Annotated in this window: 18 protein-coding genes and 2 tRNA genes; 8 read left to right on the top strand and 12 right to left on the bottom strand. The window is 41.4% G+C overall.

Annotated features, from left to right (window positions below; translation table 11 throughout):
* Window positions 1-200: 200 nt before the first annotated feature.
* The 3 genes from HWQ39_RS33590 to HWQ39_RS33600 form a co-directional block, all read right to left on the bottom strand.
* Window positions 201-2,129 (bottom strand): ABC-F family ATP-binding cassette domain-containing protein, encoded by a 1,929-nt coding sequence (locus tag HWQ39_RS33590; protein ID WP_292854503.1) that lies wholly within the window; start codon window positions 2,127-2,129, stop codon window positions 201-203.
* A 78-nt stretch (window positions 2,130-2,207) separates the two neighbouring features.
* Entirely contained in the window at window positions 2,208-2,624 is a 417-nt protein-coding gene (locus tag HWQ39_RS33595) for a DUF1824 family protein (RefSeq protein WP_292854506.1), read from the bottom strand.
* 82 nt (window positions 2,625-2,706) lie between these two features.
* A complete protein-coding gene (locus HWQ39_RS33600; RefSeq protein WP_292854508.1) occupies window positions 2,707-3,555 on the bottom strand; it encodes a prohibitin family protein in 849 nt (282 codons plus the stop codon).
* A gap of 212 nt (window positions 3,556-3,767) precedes the next feature.
* On the opposite strand from HWQ39_RS33600, the gene HWQ39_RS33605 reads away from it, so the two are divergent.
* Both HWQ39_RS33605 and HWQ39_RS33610 read left to right on the top strand, forming a co-directional pair.
* Window positions 3,768-5,576 (top strand): ABC transporter ATP-binding protein, encoded by a 1,809-nt coding sequence (locus HWQ39_RS33605; protein ID WP_292854511.1) that lies wholly within the window; start codon window positions 3,768-3,770, stop codon window positions 5,574-5,576.
* 38 nt (window positions 5,577-5,614) lie between these two features.
* Window positions 5,615-6,043 (top strand): hypothetical protein, encoded by a 429-nt coding sequence (locus tag HWQ39_RS33610; RefSeq protein WP_292854514.1) that lies wholly within the window; start codon window positions 5,615-5,617, stop codon window positions 6,041-6,043.
* Window positions 6,044-6,170: 127 nt separating this feature from the next.
* Here HWQ39_RS33610 and HWQ39_RS33615 read toward each other — a convergent pair whose 3' ends face one another.
* The 5 genes from HWQ39_RS33615 to HWQ39_RS33635 form a co-directional block, all read right to left on the bottom strand.
* Complete coding sequence (locus HWQ39_RS33615) at window positions 6,171-6,431, bottom strand: hypothetical protein (RefSeq protein WP_292854516.1); 261 nt, start codon at window positions 6,429-6,431, stop codon at window positions 6,171-6,173.
* A 325-nt stretch (window positions 6,432-6,756) separates the two neighbouring features.
* A tRNA-Phe gene (locus HWQ39_RS33620) sits at window positions 6,757-6,829 on the bottom strand.
* A gap of 75 nt (window positions 6,830-6,904) precedes the next feature.
* Window positions 6,905-7,777 carry a metal ABC transporter permease gene (locus HWQ39_RS33625; RefSeq protein ID WP_292854519.1) on the bottom strand — a complete coding sequence of 291 codons (873 nt, stop codon included), beginning with the start codon at window positions 7,775-7,777 and terminating at the stop codon, window positions 6,905-6,907.
* Window positions 7,778-7,788: 11 nt separating this feature from the next.
* A complete protein-coding gene (locus HWQ39_RS33630; protein WP_292854521.1) occupies window positions 7,789-8,559 on the bottom strand; it encodes a metal ABC transporter ATP-binding protein in 771 nt (256 codons plus the stop codon).
* Window positions 8,560-8,594: 35 nt separating this feature from the next.
* Window positions 8,595-9,536, bottom strand: coding sequence for a metal ABC transporter substrate-binding protein (locus HWQ39_RS33635; protein ID WP_292854535.1), 942 nt, complete (start codon window positions 9,534-9,536; stop codon window positions 8,595-8,597).
* A gap of 403 nt (window positions 9,537-9,939) precedes the next feature.
* On the opposite strand from HWQ39_RS33635, the gene HWQ39_RS33640 reads away from it, so the two are divergent.
* Entirely contained in the window at window positions 9,940-11,544 is a 1,605-nt protein-coding gene (locus HWQ39_RS33640; RefSeq protein WP_292854523.1) for an iron uptake porin, read from the top strand.
* 638 nt (window positions 11,545-12,182) lie between these two features.
* Here HWQ39_RS33640 and murA read toward each other — a convergent pair.
* A complete protein-coding gene (murA, locus tag HWQ39_RS33645) occupies window positions 12,183-13,550 on the bottom strand; it encodes a UDP-N-acetylglucosamine 1-carboxyvinyltransferase (RefSeq protein ID WP_292854538.1) in 1,368 nt (455 codons plus the stop codon).
* A gap of 407 nt (window positions 13,551-13,957) precedes the next feature.
* Here murA and HWQ39_RS33650 point away from each other — a divergent pair.
* Both HWQ39_RS33650 and HWQ39_RS33655 read left to right on the top strand, forming a co-directional pair.
* A tRNA-Leu gene (locus tag HWQ39_RS33650) sits at window positions 13,958-14,039 on the top strand.
* 96 nt (window positions 14,040-14,135) lie between these two features.
* Window positions 14,136-14,918 (top strand): RNA methyltransferase, encoded by a 783-nt coding sequence (locus HWQ39_RS33655; RefSeq protein WP_292854526.1) that lies wholly within the window; start codon window positions 14,136-14,138, stop codon window positions 14,916-14,918.
* Window positions 14,919-14,932: 14 nt separating this feature from the next.
* On the opposite strand, the gene HWQ39_RS33660 is transcribed toward HWQ39_RS33655, so the two are convergent.
* Complete coding sequence (locus HWQ39_RS33660; RefSeq protein ID WP_366932331.1) at window positions 14,933-15,301, bottom strand: hypothetical protein; 369 nt, start codon at window positions 15,299-15,301, stop codon at window positions 14,933-14,935.
* A gap of 450 nt (window positions 15,302-15,751) precedes the next feature.
* Between HWQ39_RS33660 and HWQ39_RS33665 the strand changes: the two genes are divergently transcribed.
* Window positions 15,752-17,422 (top strand): ABC transporter ATP-binding protein, encoded by a 1,671-nt coding sequence (locus HWQ39_RS33665; RefSeq protein ID WP_292854529.1) that lies wholly within the window; start codon window positions 15,752-15,754, stop codon window positions 17,420-17,422.
* 34 nt (window positions 17,423-17,456) lie between these two features.
* On the opposite strand, the gene HWQ39_RS33670 is transcribed toward HWQ39_RS33665, so the two are convergent.
* On the bottom strand, window positions 17,457-18,401 hold the full coding sequence (locus HWQ39_RS33670; protein WP_292854531.1) for a hypothetical protein: 945 nt from the start codon (window positions 18,399-18,401) through the stop codon (window positions 17,457-17,459).
* A gap of 900 nt (window positions 18,402-19,301) precedes the next feature.
* Between HWQ39_RS33670 and HWQ39_RS33675 the strand changes: the two genes are divergently transcribed.
* Both HWQ39_RS33675 and HWQ39_RS33680 read left to right on the top strand, forming a co-directional pair.
* Window positions 19,302-19,805, top strand: a complete 504-nt coding sequence (locus HWQ39_RS33675) for a GNAT family N-acetyltransferase (RefSeq protein WP_292854533.1) — start codon at window positions 19,302-19,304, stop codon at window positions 19,803-19,805.
* A 113-nt stretch (window positions 19,806-19,918) separates the two neighbouring features.
* On the top strand, window positions 19,919-20,236 hold the full coding sequence (locus HWQ39_RS33680; RefSeq protein WP_292854543.1) for a XisI protein: 318 nt from the start codon (window positions 19,919-19,921) through the stop codon (window positions 20,234-20,236).
* A gap of 15 nt (window positions 20,237-20,251) precedes the next feature.
* Here HWQ39_RS33680 and nadC read toward each other — a convergent pair whose 3' ends face one another.
* The gene (gene nadC, locus HWQ39_RS33685) at window positions 20,252-21,118 is read right to left on the bottom strand and encodes a carboxylating nicotinate-nucleotide diphosphorylase (protein ID WP_292854545.1); all 867 of its coding nucleotides are present in this window, start codon (window positions 21,116-21,118) and stop codon (window positions 20,252-20,254) included.
* Window positions 21,119-21,247: the final 129 nt, after the last annotated feature.

Here is a 21,247-nt window from a genome sequence, read left to right on the forward strand (position 1 = left end):
CCCCCTTTTTAAGGGGGTCGCCGTAGGCGGGGGGATCTTAACCGAACCGTATTGGGTGTGTTAACGGAATGCCGTAACCACCCATGCTAAATAAATCATCATAGAATAAAGACGCGATAAATCGCCGTCTCTACAAAAGACTAATTGTAGAGACGGCGATTCATCGCGTCTCCTGTCTTAATTCACATCACGTTAAGAAATTAAGACTCCATCTCAGCCAATTCTAACCAGCGTTCAGTTGCCACATCGATCGTGTGCTTGAGCTTTTCCACATGATCGTATAATTTCTGTACTTGGCTATAATTCCCCGGTGAGACATTCGCCAGCGTTTTCTCGGTTTCCGCTTTCTCAGCCTCTAACTCGGCAATCTTACCTTCCAACTGCTCAAATTCTTTTTTCTCCCAATTGGATAACCTACGCCGCTTGGTATTCTCTACATCCTTGGGTAAAGCCGCACCATTTTGAACTTCGACATTTTTAGGCTTCTCCTTAGCGTTCGCAGCCTGTAGCTGTGCCTCTTCAGCCTTCTTATAATCCAGATAAATCGAGTAATTACCTGGATATTGCCTCAGATTACCGCCTTCCTCAAAGGAAAATACTGTGTCGATGGTGCGATCGAGAAAGTAGCGATCGTGAGAAACTACAATTACACACCCGACAAAATCTTCTAAATAATCCTCTAGTACTGCCAATGTCTGCACATCTAAATCGTTTGTCGGTTCATCTAAAATCAAGACATTGGGCGCACCCATCAGAACTCGCAATAGAAATAAACGGCGTTTTTCACCACCAGAAAGTTTACTAATTGGCGCATATTGTTGATTACCAGGAAACAAAAACCGCTCTAACATTTGCGAAGCAGTAATTTGAGTTCCATCGGTAATTTTGATAAATTCACCTTCTTCTTTGATATAGTCAATCACGCGCTGATTTTCATTTAAGGCTGTGAGCAATTCTTCAGAATGCTGGTCAAAATAACCGATGTGAATTGTCGTCCCAATTTCTGCAACACCTGAATCTGGTTGAACCTGACCAGTAATAATATCCATTAAAGTCGATTTACCAGCACCATTTGCGCCGATGATACCGATGCGGTCTTCTGGACTAAATTCGTAGGTGAAATTATTAATTAGAGTGCGTCCATTATAGGCTTTGGAAACGTTATCTAATTCAATAACTTTTTTCCCAATGCGACGACCAACTGTCGAAATATCAACTTTACCCTGAACTTGTTTAAATTCAGTATCCCGCAGAGCGTGAGCGCGGTCAATTCTCGCTTTTTGCTTGGTACTTCTGGCTTTCGGCCCTTTTTTGAGCCATTCCAACTCGCGGCGCAACAAGCCTTGGTGTTTACGTTGACTGCTGACAGCAGATTCTTCAGCTAAAGCTTTCTTTTCGAGGTAATATGAATAGTTACCTGAATAGGTGTAAATGTCGCCTCGGTCGATTTCAATAATCCGATTGGTAACGCGATCTAGAAAGTAGCGATCGTGAGTGATGAGAAAAAGTGCGCCGCGATAGCGATTTAAATAACTTTGTAACCATTCTACAGAAAGAGCATCAAGATGGTTTGTCGGCTCATCCATCAGCAAAACATCGGGTTCTGATAGCAAAGCTGATGCTAAAGCAATGCGCTTGCGATAACCTCCAGATAAAGTGCCTATCTTGGCATCAAAGTCAGAGATTCCTAATTTTGTCAGGATAATTTTGGCATTAGTTTCTAGTTCCCAAGCATCATTCGTATCCATCTGCTGCATGACCACAGAAAGACGAGACATCAATTGACTATCATCTGGATAGTGAACCAATTTATCTGAAAGTTCTTCATATTCACGCACCAAAGCAATATGTTCGCCACTGTCGGCGAAAACTTGCTCTAAAACTGTGTGATTTTCATCTAAATCTGGCTGCTGGGGTAAGTAGATAATTTTAGAACCGGAGTTGATTAAAATTTGCCCGCTATCAATGGATTCTAAACCAGCAATCATTTTTAATAGAGTTGATTTACCAGAACCGTTAGTACCAATTAAACCAACTTTATCGGTAGCATCAATGCTAAAGCTAGCATCTTTTAAAATCTCTTTGATGCCAAAGTCTTTTTTGACTGATTGTAGTGTAATAATACTCATAAGATTGAAGTCGTTAATTATTTTTCATTAGTGAGTAGGCAAAGCTCATACCTTACCTACATTATGCATTGCCGAATTCTATACAAATAAATCCAAGGGTAGATGTCCATACATTTCGTTGATTCCATCTTCGTGGTAAGACTGGCAAGACACTAATACACCACGATGATGTCCAGAGTATGAATCAAGATAACACAGACCATTTTTACCATTTAATTTGATATAAACTGGGCCTTCTGGTGTGAGTAAATTATCTGGTGGTTCATAACCCAAAGCCAGAGAATAGGTTTTCATTGCCAATATTCCTTCTTCTGCTGTATCGGCACAAATTCCTAAAATTTGATAATCAGCAAGCTTGGTGAGTAAAATTAAGGCATTACGAATTACTACTTTTTCTGATGAGTCGAGGATAGGAGCTATATCTAAGCAGTTGAATTTGTTCAGTAATTTTTTCGCTTCTTCGGCGGTGAGATTCTGAGGATTGGGGGTTGACATAAACTTCGATTTTTATCTTGTTGGTTTTTCTCTTGTGTTTTAGTTGAGACTAGCCCAACTTACTAAGTATTATTGAGTCTAATTAAGGTTGATTTGGAACATTCCCAAGATTGAATATGAAGGGAACACCGCTTTTTGAATCACCACCCATAACGAGGACTTTCGGCATCTGAGCGCCGCCACTTCTCCAAGCTTCAATTGCTTCTTTTTGTAGAACTAACTGTCCTCCTTGGGCTTTGAGTGTCTCTGCTAGGAGTCTTTGAGCTTCTGCTCTACCTTTAGCGCGATTCACATCTGCTTGTGCTTCTTGTTCAGCTTCACGTGCTACATAAACAGCTCTTTGCGCTCGCTGTTCAGCGATTTGTTTTTCTTCAACTGCTTTGGCAAATTCTGGCGAGAATGCTAAATCAACTACGCTAGTATCTAACACGATTATCCCATATTTGTCTAAGCGATCGCCTAAGGCTTGATCGAAGTCTTCTTTCAATTCACTTCTTTTGGTAATTGCTTCTTCTACTGTTCTTCTCGCTGCGGCAATTTTAAATGCTTCTTGTGTCTGAGGGGCAATGATTTTTGAGACAATATTTTCTAATGTTCCTTGTTTTCTTCTAACCTCAACTACCTTTATCGGATCGAGGCGAAAGTTAATTGCAAATCTCGCAGATAAATTTTGCAAATCTTTAGTGGAACTCTCTGCTGGTACTTCAAATTTTTGCACTGTTAAATCATACACATCTATTACAGTGATAAAAGGCGGTTTCAGGTGAATACCTTCCAATAAAGCACCATCTCTCGCTTTACCCAAGATGCTGATTACTCCTGCTTGTCCTGGGTTAATAATGATAAAGGAATTTAACCCGATAATCACTAGTATTGCTAACACAATTCCCAACACTGTGGTTTGCCAATTACCCAATTGCTGATTTTTCAAATTCCTTTCTCCAATATGAGTGCTGAGTGCTGAGTTAGGAGTTAAGAGTTAGGAGTTAAGAGTGATTATTCTACTTATTGTCTCCTTTTCCCAGTCTCCAGTCCCCAATTTAAGTTTCTCACTAGTATGCCTGAATCAATCTTCAGACTCAGGACTTAGGACTCAAGACTTTGTTCCGTGGTAATATCAGTGGCACGAAATCGCAAAAAGCCGTGGCTACTGTATTAAAATCTCATCGGGCATCAAGAAGGCGTAAACATTCAGCGCATCCTCTCCAGCGTTTGCTGGAGTATGGACACCAGTATCGTAAACAAATTTGGCTGGCGACTACTTATTCTACCCTCAATAAATTTTTCGACTTAGCACCACCCGGCTTAATTGGCGTGGCGGTGGATGTGGTAGTCAAGAAACAGGATTCCATAATTGCACAGTTAGGGGTACGCGATGTCTTTCAACAATTTTTGATTATTTCCTTCCTGACTGTGGTCATCTGGATACTAGAATCGGTTTTTGAGTACGCCTACGAGCGACTTTGGCGGAATTTGGCTCAGAATATTCAGCATGACTTGCGTTTGGATGCCTACAAACATTTGCAAGAGTTGGAATTGGCTTATTTTGAAGAACGCAGCACTGGCGGTTTAATGTCTATCCTCAGTGATGATATTAACCAATTAGAGCGGTTTTTGGATGGCGGAGCAAATGATATCATCCAAGTTTCTGCAACTGTCCTAATTATTGGCGCTGCTTTCTTTATTTTGGCTCCTAGTGTAGCTTGGATGGCTTTGTCACCGATGCCATTCATCCTCTGGGGTTCCTTTGCCTACCAACGGCTACTAGCACCTCGCTACGCTGATATCCGCGAAAAGGTAGGTTTTCTCAATACGCGTTTGTCAAATAATATCAGCGGAATTACTACTATTAAAAGCTTCACCTCTGAAGCTTATGAAGCCTCTCGTTTGGAATTAGATAGTGACGCTTATCGCCACAGTAATTATAAGGCAATTACTCTTTCTGCTGCTTTTGTGCCGCTAATTCGGATGCTGATTTTGGTGGGTTTTACGGCATTACTTTTGTATGGCGGGATGGCAGCTGTTTCTGGAGAAATGTCTGTAGGTACTTACAGCGTATTAGTGTTTTTAATTCAGCGTTTGCTGTGGCCTTTAACGAGATTAGGCGAAACTTTTGACCAATATCAAAGGGCAATGGCTTCTACTAATCGAGTCATGAATTTATTAGATACTCCTATTGCTATTCATACAGGTGATGTGGCGTTACCTATAGATGAAGTGCGCGGTGAAGTGCAATTTAACAATGTTTATTTTGCCTATAAAGATAGATTTCCAGTGATTAAAAATCTGTCTTTGGATATTCCGGCGGGGAAAACCATTGCAATTGTCGGTTCAACTGGTTCTGGTAAAAGCACTTTAGTCAAACTCTTGCTGCGGTTGTATGAGGTGCAAGCTGGAAGCATCACTCTGGATGGCATTGATTTGCAAAGTTTGAATTTGCAAGATTTACGGCGCTGCATCGGTTTGGTGAGTCAAGATGTGTTTCTATTTCATGGCACTGTAGCAGAGAATATTGCTTATGGTAGCTTTGAGACTACAGAGCAAGAAATCATCACGGCGGCAAAGATAGCCGAGGCGCACGAATTTATTATTGAATTGCCCGAAGGTTATGAGACAATTGTGGGGGAAAGAGGACAAAAATTATCTGGTGGACAAAGACAACGGATTGCGATCGCCCGCGCAGTCTTAAAGAATCCGCCCATTCTGATTTTAGATGAAGCGACCTCGGCGGTGGATAATGAAACAGAAGCGGCAATCCAGCGATCGCTAGAACGGATTACAGTAGATAGAACTACAATTGCGATCGCTCATCGTCTTTCCACCATCCGCAATGCCGATTGCATTTATGTCATGGAACATGGGAAATTAGTAGAGTCGGGAACCCACGAACAATTGCTGGAGAAAGACTGTATTTATTCCGGCCTCTGGCGTGTACAGTCAGGTTTGAGATAAGTTTCGCCTATTGTCTGTGTCTTCATTACGAATTATTTATGTTTTTTGGTAATAGTCAACCAGAATCAGGTGATACTAAGTGGCGTCGCCAGTTGGATAAGTTTGTCAAAGCAAATCAGCAGGAATTGGCGGCGCTGTTTTGGGGATTGTGGTTAGCAAATGGTGACAGTCAGGGTACTGTTGGTATTGATTTGCAACCAACACCACATTTTGTTTATTGTCCGAAAGAGCAGATAGAGAATTTAAATATTAGGGTTGATAATCGGCTTCAGGAAATTTTGGGAATTGTGGAGAATCACAAGCCGGAAGTGGAAGTTGTGATGATTGGGATTGGGAAGGGGGAAATTAAGTTAATTCAGTTTGCACCGGAACCAGCGCCACCGATTTGTTTTGAGGAAGTTGGGAAGGATGTGGATGGGTTATTGGATGTGTTGGAGGAGAGGATGAGGGGGGAGATTGTTTTTTAACGCAAAGGGACGCGGAGGGAAGCGCAGAGGTACGCGGAGGAGGAGAAAGAATTCTGCGCTTGTTGTTTAGTTGATTGCTTTGTGGAAATCTGGGTAAGTTAGATTTTCGGCACAATGCCAGATAATGTTAAATACGGCTTCGTAGCGATATGAACTGTTGGGATAAAGCCTCAGCCGCCAAAAAATAGGCGCGATACCGATAAAAATCGCCGCAGCCGTCATCACAATCTATTAAAGCTTGGATAAAATCTTTTTTCTGCTGCTTATCTACATCCTTTTGGGTGAACCAGTGGAGAATATCTGCTTTCCACTCCGGTTCAAAGATGCGGTAAGTGCCTTGATTTAAATTGCTGCGATCGTGGTTAAAGAAATACTGCCAATCATACATTGCCTCCTACCCACTGCGAGATGTGGGACGAAAGGGATTTAAGTGAATCTTGCTACATCAGTTGGCTTTATGTCAAGTCCACACCAAGGAGGAATCTGTAAAGTTTTCCCTCTTATGATTCAAACAAAGCAGCAGGCGAAATATGAAAAAACTCTGCGAGTTTACAAATGTGATTAAGAGCTTTTGAACTGATGGCGAATAATAACGTTCGCCCCCAGGTTTCTCACATTTTGGGTTATCAAAAAGCGCTAAATCTTCGACTAAACCTTGCCTAAGCCAAACTTATGACTTTTGGTCAAAATTCCTTAATACTCGGTCTTAAAAGTGCCAGGAACCGGACTTGAACCGGTGACACGAGGATTTTCAGTCCTCTGCTCTACCAACTGAGCTATCCCGGCTGGGGCTTTTGTGAGCCACGATTAATCAATGTAGCAAACATCTAAGAATATAGCAAGCCCTTGGAGAAAAAATATTTACGCAGCTTTCAACTTCAACTTGAACCAGATGAAAACGGCTACAAATAGTAGAAACTGGACAAGAACAATACTTGGGCCAGAAGCCAGGTTGAAAAGACCGGACACCATGATTCCAGCAATACTGCTAATGGAACCAACTATCACCGACATAGCTAGAAAGTGGCTAAAGTGGTGACTCATCAGTTTAGCGGTGGAGGCGGGAATAACTAAAAAGGCGTTCACCAATAAAACACCAACAGCTTTAATTGCGACAGCAACAGCGAGTGAAAGCAAGACCACAAAAGCGTAGCGATACAATTGGACGGGAACACCTTGAACTTGTGCTACATCTGGATTAAGGGTCAATAAAATTTGCTGTCGCATGGTTGATAGTAAAAATATGCTACCTCCCACAAGTACTAGCAACGTCAAAACCAAATCTGTGGTGTCGATCGCTAGAATATCTCCGAACAGCACAGCCATCAAGTTGCCACGATAGCCTTTAATTTGGCTCGTGAGAATTAAACCGATCGCTAATGCCCCAGATAGCACTATGCTAAGTATGCTATCGCTAGCTAAATCGGTTTTGTCAATAAAGTAAAGAACAATAACACCAAAAACTAAGGTAAAAGGCAATAACATCCAAGTAGGATTTATCTGTAGCAGCACGCCTAATGCCACACCTACGAGTGCTGCATGACCAACCGCGTGGCTGAAAAATGATAACTGGCGCAAGGTGACAAAACTACCCAACATCCCGCCAAGTATTCCCATCAAGGCAGCACCGACGATCGCACGCTGCATAAAGGGGTGTTGTAACAAACTTACCAAGTCATTAATATTATTGGCGATCGCAAGCCAAGGTATCTGACAATCATTGAAGAAATTCATACTTATGGGCATTAATGTTGGTGCTGGTAGCGGCTGAAACCTGGGCCGTAGGTTGCTAACAGGTTTTGCGGTGAAAGGGCAATTTCTGGCTTACCAGTACAAACAATGCTTTGGTTCAGACAAAGCACGCGATCGCAATGGCGATTTACCATAGCAATATCGTGAGAAACTTGCAATACTGTCCAACCTTCTTCCCTTTTTAATTCATTTAGCAAAGCATAAAAATCTGCTGCACCTTGCACATCAACACCAGCAAAGGCTTCATCTAGTACCAACAGCTTCCGAGGCATTACCAAACAATAAGCCAATAAAACCCGCTTGAGTTGACCGCCGCTAAGAGTACCAATAGCTTGATGCTGTAAATGATAAGCATCAGTCCGCCGTAAAGCTTCTGTTACTGCTACCGATTTTTCTCGGTCTTGTTTCCATAGGCTGGAGAAAAATGAATTCTTTCTTTTCCCTTCTTTAGTCCATCCCAACCCTACTAATTCTCTAACACAAATGGGAAAGCTGCGGTCAAAAATGAAGTTTTGTGGCATATAGCCCAATGTGTGGCGTAAATGCCCGAGTCTGGTAATTGGACGATCCAATATTTCAATCGTCCCAGCACTTCGAGGTATCAAATCTAAAACTGCTTTTACCAAAGTACTTTTACCAGCACCATTGGGGCCAACGATGGCTGTATCTGTTCCTGGCAACAATTCAAAGGAAACATCTCGAACCGCTAGATGGCTGCCTTGGTAAACAGTTAAACCTTCTACTTTTAAAATATTATTAGTCATTAGTTATTAGTCATTTGCAAAGGACAAATTACAACTTATTTACAGGAGGTGTCCAAAATTTGTAAATTAGCTTTCATCGCTTTAAAATAATACTGCGGAGCAGTTTCGCCAGTTTCCAGAGAATCCAGAGGACGCAAAGTTAATTTCAAGTCTTTGGATAAGCTGACCAGCAGTTTATTATCTACTCCTGGTTCACTAAATAAAGCTTTAACTTTGTACTTTTTCACAGCACTGATTGCATTTTGTACATCTGCTGGTGAAAGTTGATCTTCGGGAATTTCTACCACCGCAACTTGCTTGAGATTATAGCGTTTAGCTAAATATGGAAACGCATCATGAAAAGTAATAAAGGTGCAACTGGGATTTTTTTGCAAAGTTTGCTGAAATTCGCTATTTAAACTTTCTAATTCTTTAATATAAGCCGTAGCATTTGCTTCGTAAGTAGCTTTGTTTGCGGGGTCAGCAGCAATTAATCCATCTCGAATATTTGTTACCTGCTGTTTTGCCAAAACAGGATCTAACCAAACATGAGGATTACCTTGGAGGTGGTCGTGGTCTTTTTCATCTGGCGCTGTTTTGACAACAGGTGAAATTTCATTTAAAGGTTTAATACCAATGCTTGCATCAATTTCAGTTAATTTAGGATTTTGGGCATTTTTGACAGTACCTTCCAGAAATTCCTCCAAACCTAAACCATTTTTTACTAACACATTGGCAGTTGCGATCGCTTTGACATTTTCTGGTGTCGCTTGATATTCATGTACCTCCGTACCAGGTGGCACTAAAATTTCTACATCTGCGACATTTCCAGCTACCGCCTTAGTAAACAAATATATCGGCAAAAATGTCGTCACTACTTTAGTTTTTCCCAACTGTACCGATGGGGTAGAACCAACTTCTTGCACTTTCGGCGACTGTTCGGAAGTTTTTTCCTGATTAGGGTTCGATTGACTACAGCCAGTAGCCATCGACAACATTAGCACAGCAACGATGGGCAAGATGCCGCTTCTTTGCCTGCCAGGTCTAAATCCTCTGCAATTTACAATCACGGTGTTTTCTCCTCAAAACCGATGCTTGCTCTACCTATGTCACAGTTCCCATTTACAATGAGAACTATTTTAAATTCTATACTAGAATAATTCTCATTCTCATTAAAAATGAATAATATCATTCTAGATTTCTTGTGTAATGAGTAACAACAAACTTTTCATGGGGTACAGCCCTTTGCAATTTAGTTTTCCCTGAATAATTAGGATTTCTTGACTTCTTTCTCAAAAAGTTTCCTAACTTCTGATAAGATTACTGAGAAATATTTTCATAAAATACACGTTATAAAAAACGTGGTTTGGGTGTGAGTTGGAGCTCAGTGTGAGGAGAAAAATGCAAAAATTCTGTAAATATCTGCTATTTAGTCCAGCAGTCTGCGGTGTAATGCTATCTGTAAATACGGTTGTATTTGCAGGTGAAACATCTAGCGCCTCTAAAATCAATCAACCACAAGTTTTAGCTAGTCCAAGCACCAAAGATCAGACAATGGCGCAAGTCACCTCAGTGTCTCAGTTATCTGATGTGCAAACTACAGACTGGGCATTCCAAGCCTTACAATCGTTGGTAGAGCGCTATGGTTGTATTGCAGGCTACCCAAATAGCACTTATCGTGGCGATCGCGCTCTAACGCGATATGAGTTTGCTGCTGGTTTGAATGCTTGTCTGGATCGGGTTAACGAACTAATAGCCACTGGCACAGCTGATTTGGTGACAAAAGAAGATTTAGCCAAATTACAAAAGCTGCAAGAAAACTTTTCAGCAGAACTAGCGACACTCCGAGGTCGGGTGGATGCAGTAGAAACACGTACTGCGGAATTGGAGGCACATCAGTTTTCAACCACAACCAAACTGAATGGAGAAGTAGTAATAGCGATCGCGAGTGTCGTAAGTGGAAACACAGTTAATGGTCAAGAAGTCAACCAAAATGCTGTCCTTGCAGATCGGGTGCGTCTGAACCTCGACACCAGTTTCACAGGTAAAGATTTACTCAGAACAAGGCTTCAGGCAACAAACTTAGACCCCTTCTCTCAGACTGCTACGTTTACACCAGAAGGTGACTTCCGATTTGCTGGTGGTAACAACAGTAATGCAGTTGTGATAGATGCGTTGTTGTATCAGTTCCCTCTCGGTAAGAAAACAAACGTCACCTTGGAAGCAAATGCAGGTGCAATTGATGATTTCACTAATACAGTCAACCCATACCTAGATGGGGACGGTGGTAGCGGTGCCCTTTCCCATTTTGGAACTCGCAACCCAATTTATTATCTAGCCAATGGTGCTGGTATCGGAATCAAACACGAGTTCAGCGATAAGCTGGAACTAAGCTTGGGGTATTTAGCGAATGATGCTGCTAACCCTCAGCTAGGCTCTGGACTGTTCAATGGTGCTTATGGTGCTATGGCGCAGTTAACTGTTAAGCCTACCAATCAAATTACTCTTGGTTTAACCTACCTTAACGCCTACAACAATACTTTTTTTGCCAATGGTAGTGGCGGTAGCAATAACGCTAATAACATCTTGCAGAATGCTTCTAGTAACTCCTACGGTATAGAAGCATCTTTCCAACCTAGCTCAAAATTTGTGATTGGCGGTTGGGCTGGCTTTACCAAAGCTCGCATTCTTTCAGTTACTCCTGGCGATGCTGACATCTGGAACTATGCCGTCACCCTGGCTTTCCCTGATCTTGGTAAAACAGGTAACATTGCAGGCATTATTGTCGGTATGGAACCTAAAGTTACCAGCGTAAGCAGTTCTCTCAGCAATGCAGGCATCAACAAAGATCCAGACACTTCATATCACATTGAAGGTTTCTATCAATATAAGTTGAGTGACAATATTAGCATTACCCCAGGAGTTATCTGGCTGACAGCACCAGATCATAACAATCAAAACGACGATATCGTGATTGGTACAGTGAGAACTACATTCACTTTCTAATTTTTAAAATCTTAAAAGAAGACGCAAAGTATAAATTTGCGTCTTTTATTTTGTGTGTGATCTCAAAAATAAAACTCAGTATTTTTGCTGGTCTTAATATCTCAGGACACTATAGTGATGCTCATATTGATGCAATAAGTTGTAGGGGCAGGAAAATGAAAATTTCTAGTAAATTTAATCTCGATGAAACAGATTAATTGGGGAAATTACTTAAAAATTACTCCTTTTTAGCATTGTTCAGTTAGAGTGCTGAAGTTATCAAATATAGATTCTCAAAGTGTTTGTAGTGAGTTATCGGATAATTAGTATATAAACTACCTTTAATACAAAAAGACCAGCCTCCCACAGCTGGTCTAGAAAATGTTTTTTTGCGTTGTCTTCTCAAGAGAGTTAAAACCCAATTGCGCGTTCCCAAAATGCAACGGGCAACTTTTCTTAACAATATTGTAACAGCCAACACAGATTTTCCTGAATATTCATCAAAAAAAGATATTAACAAAGCTTAAAAGCCTCTATCTATCAGGAGAATTTAGCAGATCGCAAGGTATAGATGGGGAAATGAAGGGAAGTAGGGAGAGAAATTTTACTTTATCTCCCTTGTCTCCCTCATCCCAGGGTCAGTTTTAACCAAATCAATTTCAACTTGACAGACTACTGATAGTGGAAGCAACTTCTGCGTCTGCTGGTGTTTCGCCCACGCGGAGGATTTTAGCCCCTAATTGCTGCAATTTCACATCGAGTCGATCGTAGCCGCGATCGAGGTGCTGTAATCCTTGAATCGTGGTTTGTCCTTCTGCTGCCAGTCCTGCGATGACTAGCGCTGCCGATGCTCGTAAGTCTGTACCTAATACTGGTGCGCCAGACAATTTTGGTACTCCCCGAACGAAAGCAGCATTGCCTTTGACACGAATATCGGCCCCCAAGCGATTTAACTCTGAGGCATGACGCAAGCGATTTTCAAAGACGGATTCGTTAATCACGCTGTCGCCTTCTGCCAATGTCAGCAAAGCCATGAACGGCGCTTGCATATCTGTGGGAAAACCTGGATGGTATTGAGTTTCAATATCCGTTGCCTTGAGGGTTTCCGCAGGCAGAATGCGTAAGTGTTCAGGCTTGTCCTCAATTATTGTCACTCCAATATCCCGCAGCTTGGCAATGACTGGTATAAGGTGTTCTGGAGCCACTGGCGAGAGGATAAGTTCTGAGCGGGTAATTGCTGCTGCCAGCAAAAATGTCCCAGCCTCAATGCGATCGGGAATAATACTGTAGTCAACAGAATGCAATTTGGGGACTCCTTCGACAATGATTCTGCTAGTCCCCGCTCCTTTAATCTTCGCTCCCATCGCATTACAGAAGTTAGCCAAATCGACTACTTCCGGTTCTCTGGCAGCATTTTCGATGATCGTTTCACCCTCTGCCAGGGTAGCCGCCATCATCAAATTTTCCGTCGCTCCAACACTAGCGATGTCTAAGTAAATCTTCGCACCTTTTAATCTCCGGTTGCTGCCCGGGACGTAGGCATTACAAATGCCATGCTCAATTTGTACTTCCGCGCCCATTGCTTGCAGTCCTCGAACATGCAGGTCAACAGGTCTTGCCCCAATAGCACAACCGCCTGGTAATGGCATCTGTGCTACTCCCAGTCTTGCCAGAATGGCTCCAATGGCGAAAAAACTCGCCCTCAACTGGGTAACTAGTTCGTAGGGAGCTTTTGATGTTTTAATCTCGCTGGCGTTGATGTCTAAAATGTCGCCTTGTCGGGTTAATTGCACACCCAAAGCCAATAAGACCTGACCCATACGCTCTACGTCCGCTAACAAGGGGACATTGCGGATACGACAATCGCCCGGACACAGCAAGGCTCCAGCCATGATTACCAGTGCTGCATTTTTTGCCCCGCTAATTTTCACATGACCTCGCAAAGGATGCCCACCCCAAATTTGCAAGACTGAGGAGTCTGCTTCTGGAGCAATTTTGGCATCTGGTAAGCTGGTAGAAGGATTAATAAGCCTACCTCCAAAAGTAATACGTATTTTATATGTTTGAAGTTGGTTTTGATTCTACAGTAAAGATTCAAAATGTCCACATTTTAGAGCAGCATCTTGGATAAAAAAATGTTTTTTGAGTGAAAAATCCGGGCTGAAAATAAGCAATGGCAAGCCTTTTGAGCTTTTCAAAAATTTAACAAAAAATAATGAGCAAGTAGTAGTTGAAAGCAAAATTAAATACTCAGTAAAATAACTTAAGTATTCTCTAAAAATCAATCCTGTATTGTTCAGTTAATATTTTGATTTGACCGATCGCTTGAATCACTCGTTTCCAGTCTGAGATTTTGAACTAGGCCTATATTTTTACTTGACAAAGGGAGAAAATTACGCAATAATAGGAAATTGTCGATAAGTTATAAGTGCCAGCGGAACTGGCGGAATTGGCAGACGCGCTAGATTCAGGTTCTAGTGCCGCAAGGCTTCCGGGTTCAAGTCCCGGGTTCCGCATACTATCTACAGTTAGGAATTAGAAGTGAGGAGTTATGAGTTGAAAGACAACTGAAATTAACTCCTAAGTACTAAATCCTAACTCCTAATTTTTTGATGTTGACCAGTTTACAAAATTCTCTAGTTAAGCAAATTCGCAAACTGCACTCCACCAAGGAGCGGCACAAACAGCAGTTATTTTTACTAGAAGGGACACACCTGTTAGAAGAGGCTTGTGCGGTTAATTACTCACTGGAAACCGTGTGTTGTACCCCTGATTGGCAAGCAGCCCACGTTTCGCTGTGGGATGAAGCTTGTAGCCGATGCGATCGCGCCGAAATTGTCAGTAGAGAAGTCTTGGATGCGATCGCTACTACAGTCCAACCAGATGGGGTGGTGGCAACGGCAAAACGCAGGGAACACCAAACTCAAGTACCATTTACAGGTTTAGTGCTAGCTTTAGAAACAATACAAGATCCCGGCAACCTGGGTACAATGATCCGCACCGCCGCCGCCGCCGGAGCATCGGGTTTGTGGGTTAGTGGAGATAGCGTAGATTTAGATAGTCCTAAAGTTCTGCGTGCTTCCGCAGGGCAATGGTTTCGCCTAGCAACAGCCGTAACCGAAGATTTAAAAGCGACAGTCCAACAAAGTCAGCAGGCAGGAATGCAGGTAGTAGCAACCTTACCTAGTGCGACTTTAACTTATTGGGAGGTAGACTGGCGAAAACCCAGTCTGATTTTACTGGGAAATGAAGGTGCTGGATTGTCGGCAGATTTAGCAGCGATCGCAGATCGGCAAGTCAGAATTCCTTTGAGTCCTGGGGTGGAATCTTTGAATGTAGCGATCGCAGCTGCTTTAATGTTGTACGAAGCTCAACGGCAAATAATTTGTCAATAATAAATTTTAGCTTTTTACCCCAATTGGGTTTTTGTTATTTCTTCGAGATATTTTTCAATATCGGCAACTGCGTCTTCAAGAGCTGCTAAATCAATATCTATCAAGTCTTGATCGAGTTCAGCTTCAGTGAAATTACTAGTATGCAGTTGGGGTATCTCCTCTTCCTCTGTCAAATTTTCTTGTAAGATATCCTCCAACTGATCGAGGGACTGTTGAAACACTTGATCGGCAGCGCGGCGCTGTTCTGGCTGATTTTGCTCCATAATATTAACTTGAAAATCCTGATTTACTAACTTAATTTTGATTCTAGTTCCTACAGATTTAAATTTTGCACTTATAACATCATAGTTGTGTGCTGTATCAACTTTAGCAGTGCTTATCAAGAATATCGATAGCTGTCTCCAATTGAGAGGAGGCAAAAGGCAGGAGGAAAGAATTATGATTGATTACTTTAGTTGTGGGTCATTACCTGGTTTAAAAAGAAGATAATGGTACGAGCATCAAGTACTGTGAGATACAAACTAAGTCCAACGCTTTTAAACTTTGCTTACTCCTGCCTCCTGAACGCGATCGCTACAGGTACACTAAATCAAGTTGGCTACGTTTAGGTAAGTTTTTTGAAGAAGAAGTCAGAATCAAGACGCGACTCGAAAATACTCGCTAACGCAGACTCGCCAACCCTGCGCTATCCGCCGGTCATACAGAATACCTAACTGAATTTTGAATTCTGACTCCTGAATTCTGTTTTATAAAACAGGTCTAATACTTAATTTGATAGACTATCCTAAATTTGAAATTATAAAAACTGGTAGCTCAGGGCTGATAACTAAACTATGAGTGAAGCCTTATTCTGTATCGAAAATCTGCGAGTTGCCTATCCTCAACGGAGTGGAGAAGAAGCAAGCTGGGCGGTTGATGATGTATCTTTCACCTTGAAACCAGGTGAAAGAATGGGATTGGTGGGAGAGTCAGGTTGTGGTAAATCAACTATTGGACGGGCAGTAATGCGTTTACTACCATCCTCTAGTCGTGTTGAGGGACGGGTGATATTTCAAGGACAGTCAGTATTTGACTTGACACCTAACCTGTTGCGTAAATTTCGGGGAGAAGCGATCGCCTTAGTTTTTCAAGATCCCATGACACGCCTCGATCCGTTGATGACGATTGGTAAGCATTGTATCGAAACCCTCCAGGCGCACTCACCAGAATTATCAACGCGGTCAGCGAAAGAAAAAGCACTTGCTACCTTGGCAAAGGTGAATATTCCCGCTAGTCGTTGGAATCAGTTTCCTCATGAGTTTAGCGGCGGAATGCGCCAAAGGGTAGCGATCGCTTTAGCTTTACTCCTCAACCCCAAGTTAATTGTTGCCGATGAACCCACCACCAGTTTGGATGTCACCGTCTCCGCGCAGATATTGCAAGAATTAACTCGCCTGTGCGGTGAAGAAAACATGGGATTATTGCTGATATCTCATGATTTAGCAATGGTGGCTGAGTATTGCGATCGCATTGGCGTGATGTATAACGGCAAAATGGTCGAAATGGGTGCTACAGAAACGGTATTTAGGCAACCTCAACATGAGTACACGCGATCGCTTCTAAAAGCAGCTTTACACATTCAAGCAGTAACTGATAGTGGAGAATTGATAATTGCCAACGACGCAGAAAAGCAATTACCGATTATTAATCAACAATCTCCAATTTTGAGCGTTACAGAACTCAAGCAACACTACACCATCGAACCTAACTTTATCGAACGACTTTTTAATACACAAACGCAGACAATTAAAGCAGTAGATGGAATCAACCTGGATCTTTATTCAGGAGAAATTCTCGGCTTAGTCGGGGAATCAGGTTGTGGAAAAAGTACACTCTCACGAACAATTTTGCAGCTAATTCGCCCCACTAGTGGCAAAGTTAAGTTTTTAGGACAGGATTTAACTAAACTGTCGCGTCAAGAAATTCGTTCTTCACGGCGACAAATACAAATGGTTTTTCAAGACCCTCATGCTTGTCTCAATCCAGCGATGACAGTCGGACAAAGTATCGCCGATCCTTTATTTATCCACAATTTAGCCAATTCAGCCAAGGCCAAAGAACAGGTTTTATGGATGCTAAATAAAGTTGGGTTAACACCGCCAGAAGTGTATTATCAGCGTTATCCATCAGATTTGTCTGGAGGACAACAGCAACGAGTTGCGATCGCTCGTGCTTTGATTACTCACCCTAAACTCTTAATCTGCGATGAACCAGTGAGTATGTTAGACGCCAGTGTTCAGTCACAAGTGCTGGATTTGATGTTGCAATTAAAGGAAGAGTTTGATTTAACTTATCTATTCATTACTCATGACCTTTGGTTAGCTCGATTTTTGTGCGATCGTATTGCCGTGATGAATGGCGGTAAAATTGTCGAACTCGGTCTGACAAAACAGATTTTCGCCAATCCTCAGCACCCTTACACCAAAACCTTACTAGCTGCGGCTCCTTTATTAGCACGTGCTTAACTAAATAAAATCAAGAGTTATGAGTTTAAAATTCCTAACTCTCTTCTCTTCCTTCAAGTAATTTAGTTGCTTGTTGACTCGATCCATATAGCTCAACGAACCTTTTAAACAGCAACGCAGTCTCGTGATTAGAAGTCCTATTTAAATTGAATAAACGGTCTATGTTTTTATCAGCTAAAGCTCTTAGATATGGCAGATCTTCAAAGAGTGTCAAACAAGAAGCAAAATGCAATATTATTTGTAGTAATGGCTTTGGCCACTCTAGATCGCTATAAATATCTATAAACAACTGATGTTCTGAGTCACTTAAAGGGAAAGCATGAAATATCACAATTATCCTTTTGTTATTATAGACTGGAATACTCAATTCAACAGTGTAAGGACTATGTAATATTAAGTCCACCTCCACAGTCGGTTGTCGCCAAATTCTTAAAGGATTAGCTGGCGAATCTAAGATCGTTTTAAATGTGATTGTACCACCAACATCTGTAGTTTTAAACTGACTAATATTCAGAATTTTAAGATTATTAAGGCTAAACCTATGAACTGTTTCCAAATGCTTTAAGTTCAATAGATGATAGATTTGGCAAATATAAGGGAAAGGTAAAATATACTCCTGGCTAATCATGTGGAGCTTTTTTAATTGAAGCTTGTTAGCTTGAGTACGATCAAGATATTCTTGATATTGGATGGGGCCTAAATCATTGCTATTGAAGCTTTCTTCTGGCTTTAGATATAACCAACTCACAAAAAAGAAAGAGGCTGTAAATAGCTGAAATATTTCTATAGGAGATAAATAACCATCGACAAATGCGGCTATACTTCTATCAGTGATTCCAAAAAGCCAAGATGGAATACCAAAAAGCCAAATATTACTTTTTATTTGATCTATCAAAAGCGCTATTTCAACAACATTCGGAATATTACTATATTGATTAGCACTGAATTTATCATTATTTTTGAGACAATTATTAGGCATAATACTTTTATTTAATATTAATAACTTAATGCTTGTATTAATATTAAACAACAATATATGATATTAACCTCTCTCTTTAGCTATACAATATATAGTTGTCACTATTAATAGAAATTTAAAAACTTATATTAATAGCGATAAAAGACAATATATTGTTATATATATTTCTAAATTGTCTATGTACAGATACATAGTAAAATTATCTGTAAGTATTGCTATTAAAGAATTTGAGAATGTTTTTTCGGATAGAAAAATTAAATCAAAAACGTTACTAAAGTATTTGTGGTTACTGAATCAAAGAACTTAAATTATCTCAAATTGACCAAAGCGGTATAGAAATATTCACAGAAAAAAGTTGATTTTTCCTGACATGATAAAATTACCTATTTCTCTAGTATGAATATTGAATGATACGTTCGGAATAAAAACTTAGACTTTAAAAATCAGGAGTTATAAAGTTTCTTTGTTACGCAAAAAACAGTAGGTATGGCGTTTCTCTACCCTTGTGAGGTACAGCAACCCACCCCCAACTCCTCCCCGCAAGCAATGAGAGGGCTATGATGTACCTCATGTAATTAGGAAACACTAGACATCTGCGAAAATGAATGTAGAGACGTAGCGCTGCTACGTCTCTATAAGGATTCTGGATAATGCATATTTAATTTTCGGAGATGTCTACTATAATCCCTTGGGATTTTCCTCTAGTTATAGGAAGCGTGATGCCTTTCGTAGTGGCGCATCGCATACTTGATAGCAGAATTAGAAATTATCTTATGTAAGGTATGAGGCCCTTACCTGGGAAAGTATCTGTAATAATTACGATAAAAGCCGTAGAATTGCTACTGTTAACACTGTATTATTCTTAAATATTTTCTGAAGATTTTTTCCGAGACGGTAGCAATGACTATTCGCCATGCGGCTGAAACTGACTTACCTGCAATTGTGGCAATTTACAATGCCGCAGTTCCCAGCCGCATGGCAACGGCTGACTTAGAACCAGTATCCGTGGAAAGTCGCCTTGCTTGGTTTAAAGGGCGATTGCCTTCGCAACGTCCACTTTGGGTAATTGAAGCAGACGGAGTAATCGCTGGATGGCTTAGTTTCCAATCCTTTTATGGGCGACCCGCCTATAGTAAGACTGCCGAGATTAGTATTTACATAGCCCCTAACTTTCATCGGTCTGGCCTGGGACGGCAACTCTTAGCACAAGCAATTAACGAAAGTCCTAGTTTGGGTATAAAGAGCCTAGTATGCTTCATTTTTGCCCACAATCAGCCCAGTTTAAAACTCTTTGAAACGTTTGGTTTTGAACGCTGGGGACATTTACCTAACATTGCCGAACTTGATAGTGTTGAACGGGACTTAGTGGTCATGGGACTGCGAGTTAGTAAACCTTTTGTTTAAAGCGATCGCTATTTTCTTAAACTTGTAAATTAAATTCGGTCACAATTGGTATAAATTAACTCCCTGCTCTTGTAATAAAGCACGGAGAGCTTCTAACTGCGCCTCAGCTTGTTCTGCTCGTTGTCTTTCTTGCTGTCGTTGTTGATCTAGTTCCAAAAAGGTCAGAAAGCGATCGCATCCAAGCCCAAATTATTTTTGATATCGAACGCGACAACTACCAACTAGTCTACGTTGGCTGGCGCGGCTCAAAGCGACTGTATGGTACCGTCCTTCACCTCGACATCATCGATCGCAAAATTTGGATTCAACAAGATGGTACCGAAGTTGGGATTGCAAACCAGTTAGTTGAACTCGGTGTCCCCAAAGAAGACATTGTTTTAGGCTTTGATCCTCCAAAAATGCGACATTACACCGACTTTGCAATAGGATGATTCACCTCATGATATTTAAAATACAATCCTCATACTCAAATCCAACCACTTCGATTGAGTAATCGGCGCACTGCTAGAAATATAGTCAACACCCGTTTCCGCCACACCGCGAATTGTTTCCAAAGTCACATTCCCCGAAGCTTCAATTTTCACCCGACTATCTTGCTGGCGAATCAACAGCACCGCCTGACGCATCATATCCAAAGGCATATTGTCCAACATAATAATGTCAGCCTTGTGCTGCAAAGCTTCTTTCACCTGCTCTAAACTTTCCGTTTCTACCTCTATAGTCAAGGGATAAGGAATCTGAGAACGAATACGAGTAACAGCTTCTCCAATTCCCCCAGCTGCCGCAATGTGATTATCCTTAATCATCACCGCATCATCCAAACCCATACGGTGATTAATCGCCCCACCCAAAGCAGTCGCGTACTTTTCCAACAGTCTCAGCCCTGGTGTAGTTTTACGCGTATCCACCAACTGAGCAGGTAAATCTGCAATTTTCTCTACATATATATGAGTGAGGGTAGAAATCCCACTCAAACGCATAGCCAAGTTGAGCGCTACCCGCTCCCCCATCAACAGCGCATCCAGCGAACCATGAATTTCAGCTACCACTTGTCCCGGCTCACACCATGCACCCTCGACTGCCAGCGCCACAAAGCTGACTTTTTCATTCAAAATCTGAAACACCCTAGCTGCAACAGGTAAGCCAGCAATAATCCCGGAAGCTTTCGCTATCCATTTAGCAGAGCCTAGCGTCACATTTTCTAGTAGCAGGGTATTTGTAGTGCGATCGCCCCTGCCAATATCCTCTATCAACCAGCCACGCAACAGTGGATCTAAAACCAACCAGGGCGGCAAAATACCAGAATTCCTCACAAATTTAATTGCTTCCTCAGTGACATCCAGCAATACTATAGCCTAAAGCCCTTACTCTCTATGGCTTTGATAGTGACATGAAAGCATTTCCAAATTATTTTGGAAAAAGTAGTTGACACAATGAAGTTG

This window comes from Nostoc sp. NMS8, assembly GCF_017115045.1.
GTDB lineage: Bacteria > Cyanobacteriota > Cyanobacteriia > Cyanobacteriales > Nostocaceae > Nostoc.

What these genes read in the sequence shown, in the direction of transcription:
- HWQ39_RS33610 (WP_292854514.1), top strand. Translation starts at nt 5,615, where the DNA reads ATGTTTTTTGGTAATAGTCAACCAGAATCAGGTGATACTAAGTGGCGT.
- HWQ39_RS33590 (WP_292854503.1), bottom strand. Translation starts at nt 2,129, where the DNA reads ATGAGTATTATTACACTACAATCAGTCAAAAAAGACTTTGGCATCAAA.
- HWQ39_RS33675 (WP_292854533.1), top strand. Translation starts at nt 19,302, where the DNA reads ATGACTATTCGCCATGCGGCTGAAACTGACTTACCTGCAATTGTGGCA.
- HWQ39_RS33630 (WP_292854521.1), bottom strand. Translation starts at nt 8,559, where the DNA reads ATGACTAATAATATTTTAAAAGTAGAAGGTTTAACTGTTTACCAAGGC.
- HWQ39_RS33635 (WP_292854535.1), bottom strand. Translation starts at nt 9,536, where the DNA reads ATGTTGTCGATGGCTACTGGCTGTAGTCAATCGAACCCTAATCAGGAA.
- HWQ39_RS33615 (WP_292854516.1), bottom strand. Translation starts at nt 6,431, where the DNA reads ATGTATGATTGGCAGTATTTCTTTAACCACGATCGCAGCAATTTAAAT.
- HWQ39_RS33595 (WP_292854506.1), bottom strand. Translation starts at nt 2,624, where the DNA reads ATGTCAACCCCCAATCCTCAGAATCTCACCGCCGAAGAAGCGAAAAAA.
- HWQ39_RS33665 (WP_292854529.1), top strand. Translation starts at nt 15,752, where the DNA reads ATGAGTGAAGCCTTATTCTGTATCGAAAATCTGCGAGTTGCCTATCCT.
- HWQ39_RS33640 (WP_292854523.1), top strand. Translation starts at nt 9,940, where the DNA reads ATGCAAAAATTCTGTAAATATCTGCTATTTAGTCCAGCAGTCTGCGGT.
- HWQ39_RS33670 (WP_292854531.1), bottom strand. Translation starts at nt 18,401, where the DNA reads ATGCCTAATAATTGTCTCAAAAATAATGATAAATTCAGTGCTAATCAA.
- HWQ39_RS33655 (WP_292854526.1), top strand. Translation starts at nt 14,136, where the DNA reads ATGTTGACCAGTTTACAAAATTCTCTAGTTAAGCAAATTCGCAAACTG.
- HWQ39_RS33625 (WP_292854519.1), bottom strand. Translation starts at nt 7,777, where the DNA reads ATGAATTTCTTCAATGATTGTCAGATACCTTGGCTTGCGATCGCCAAT.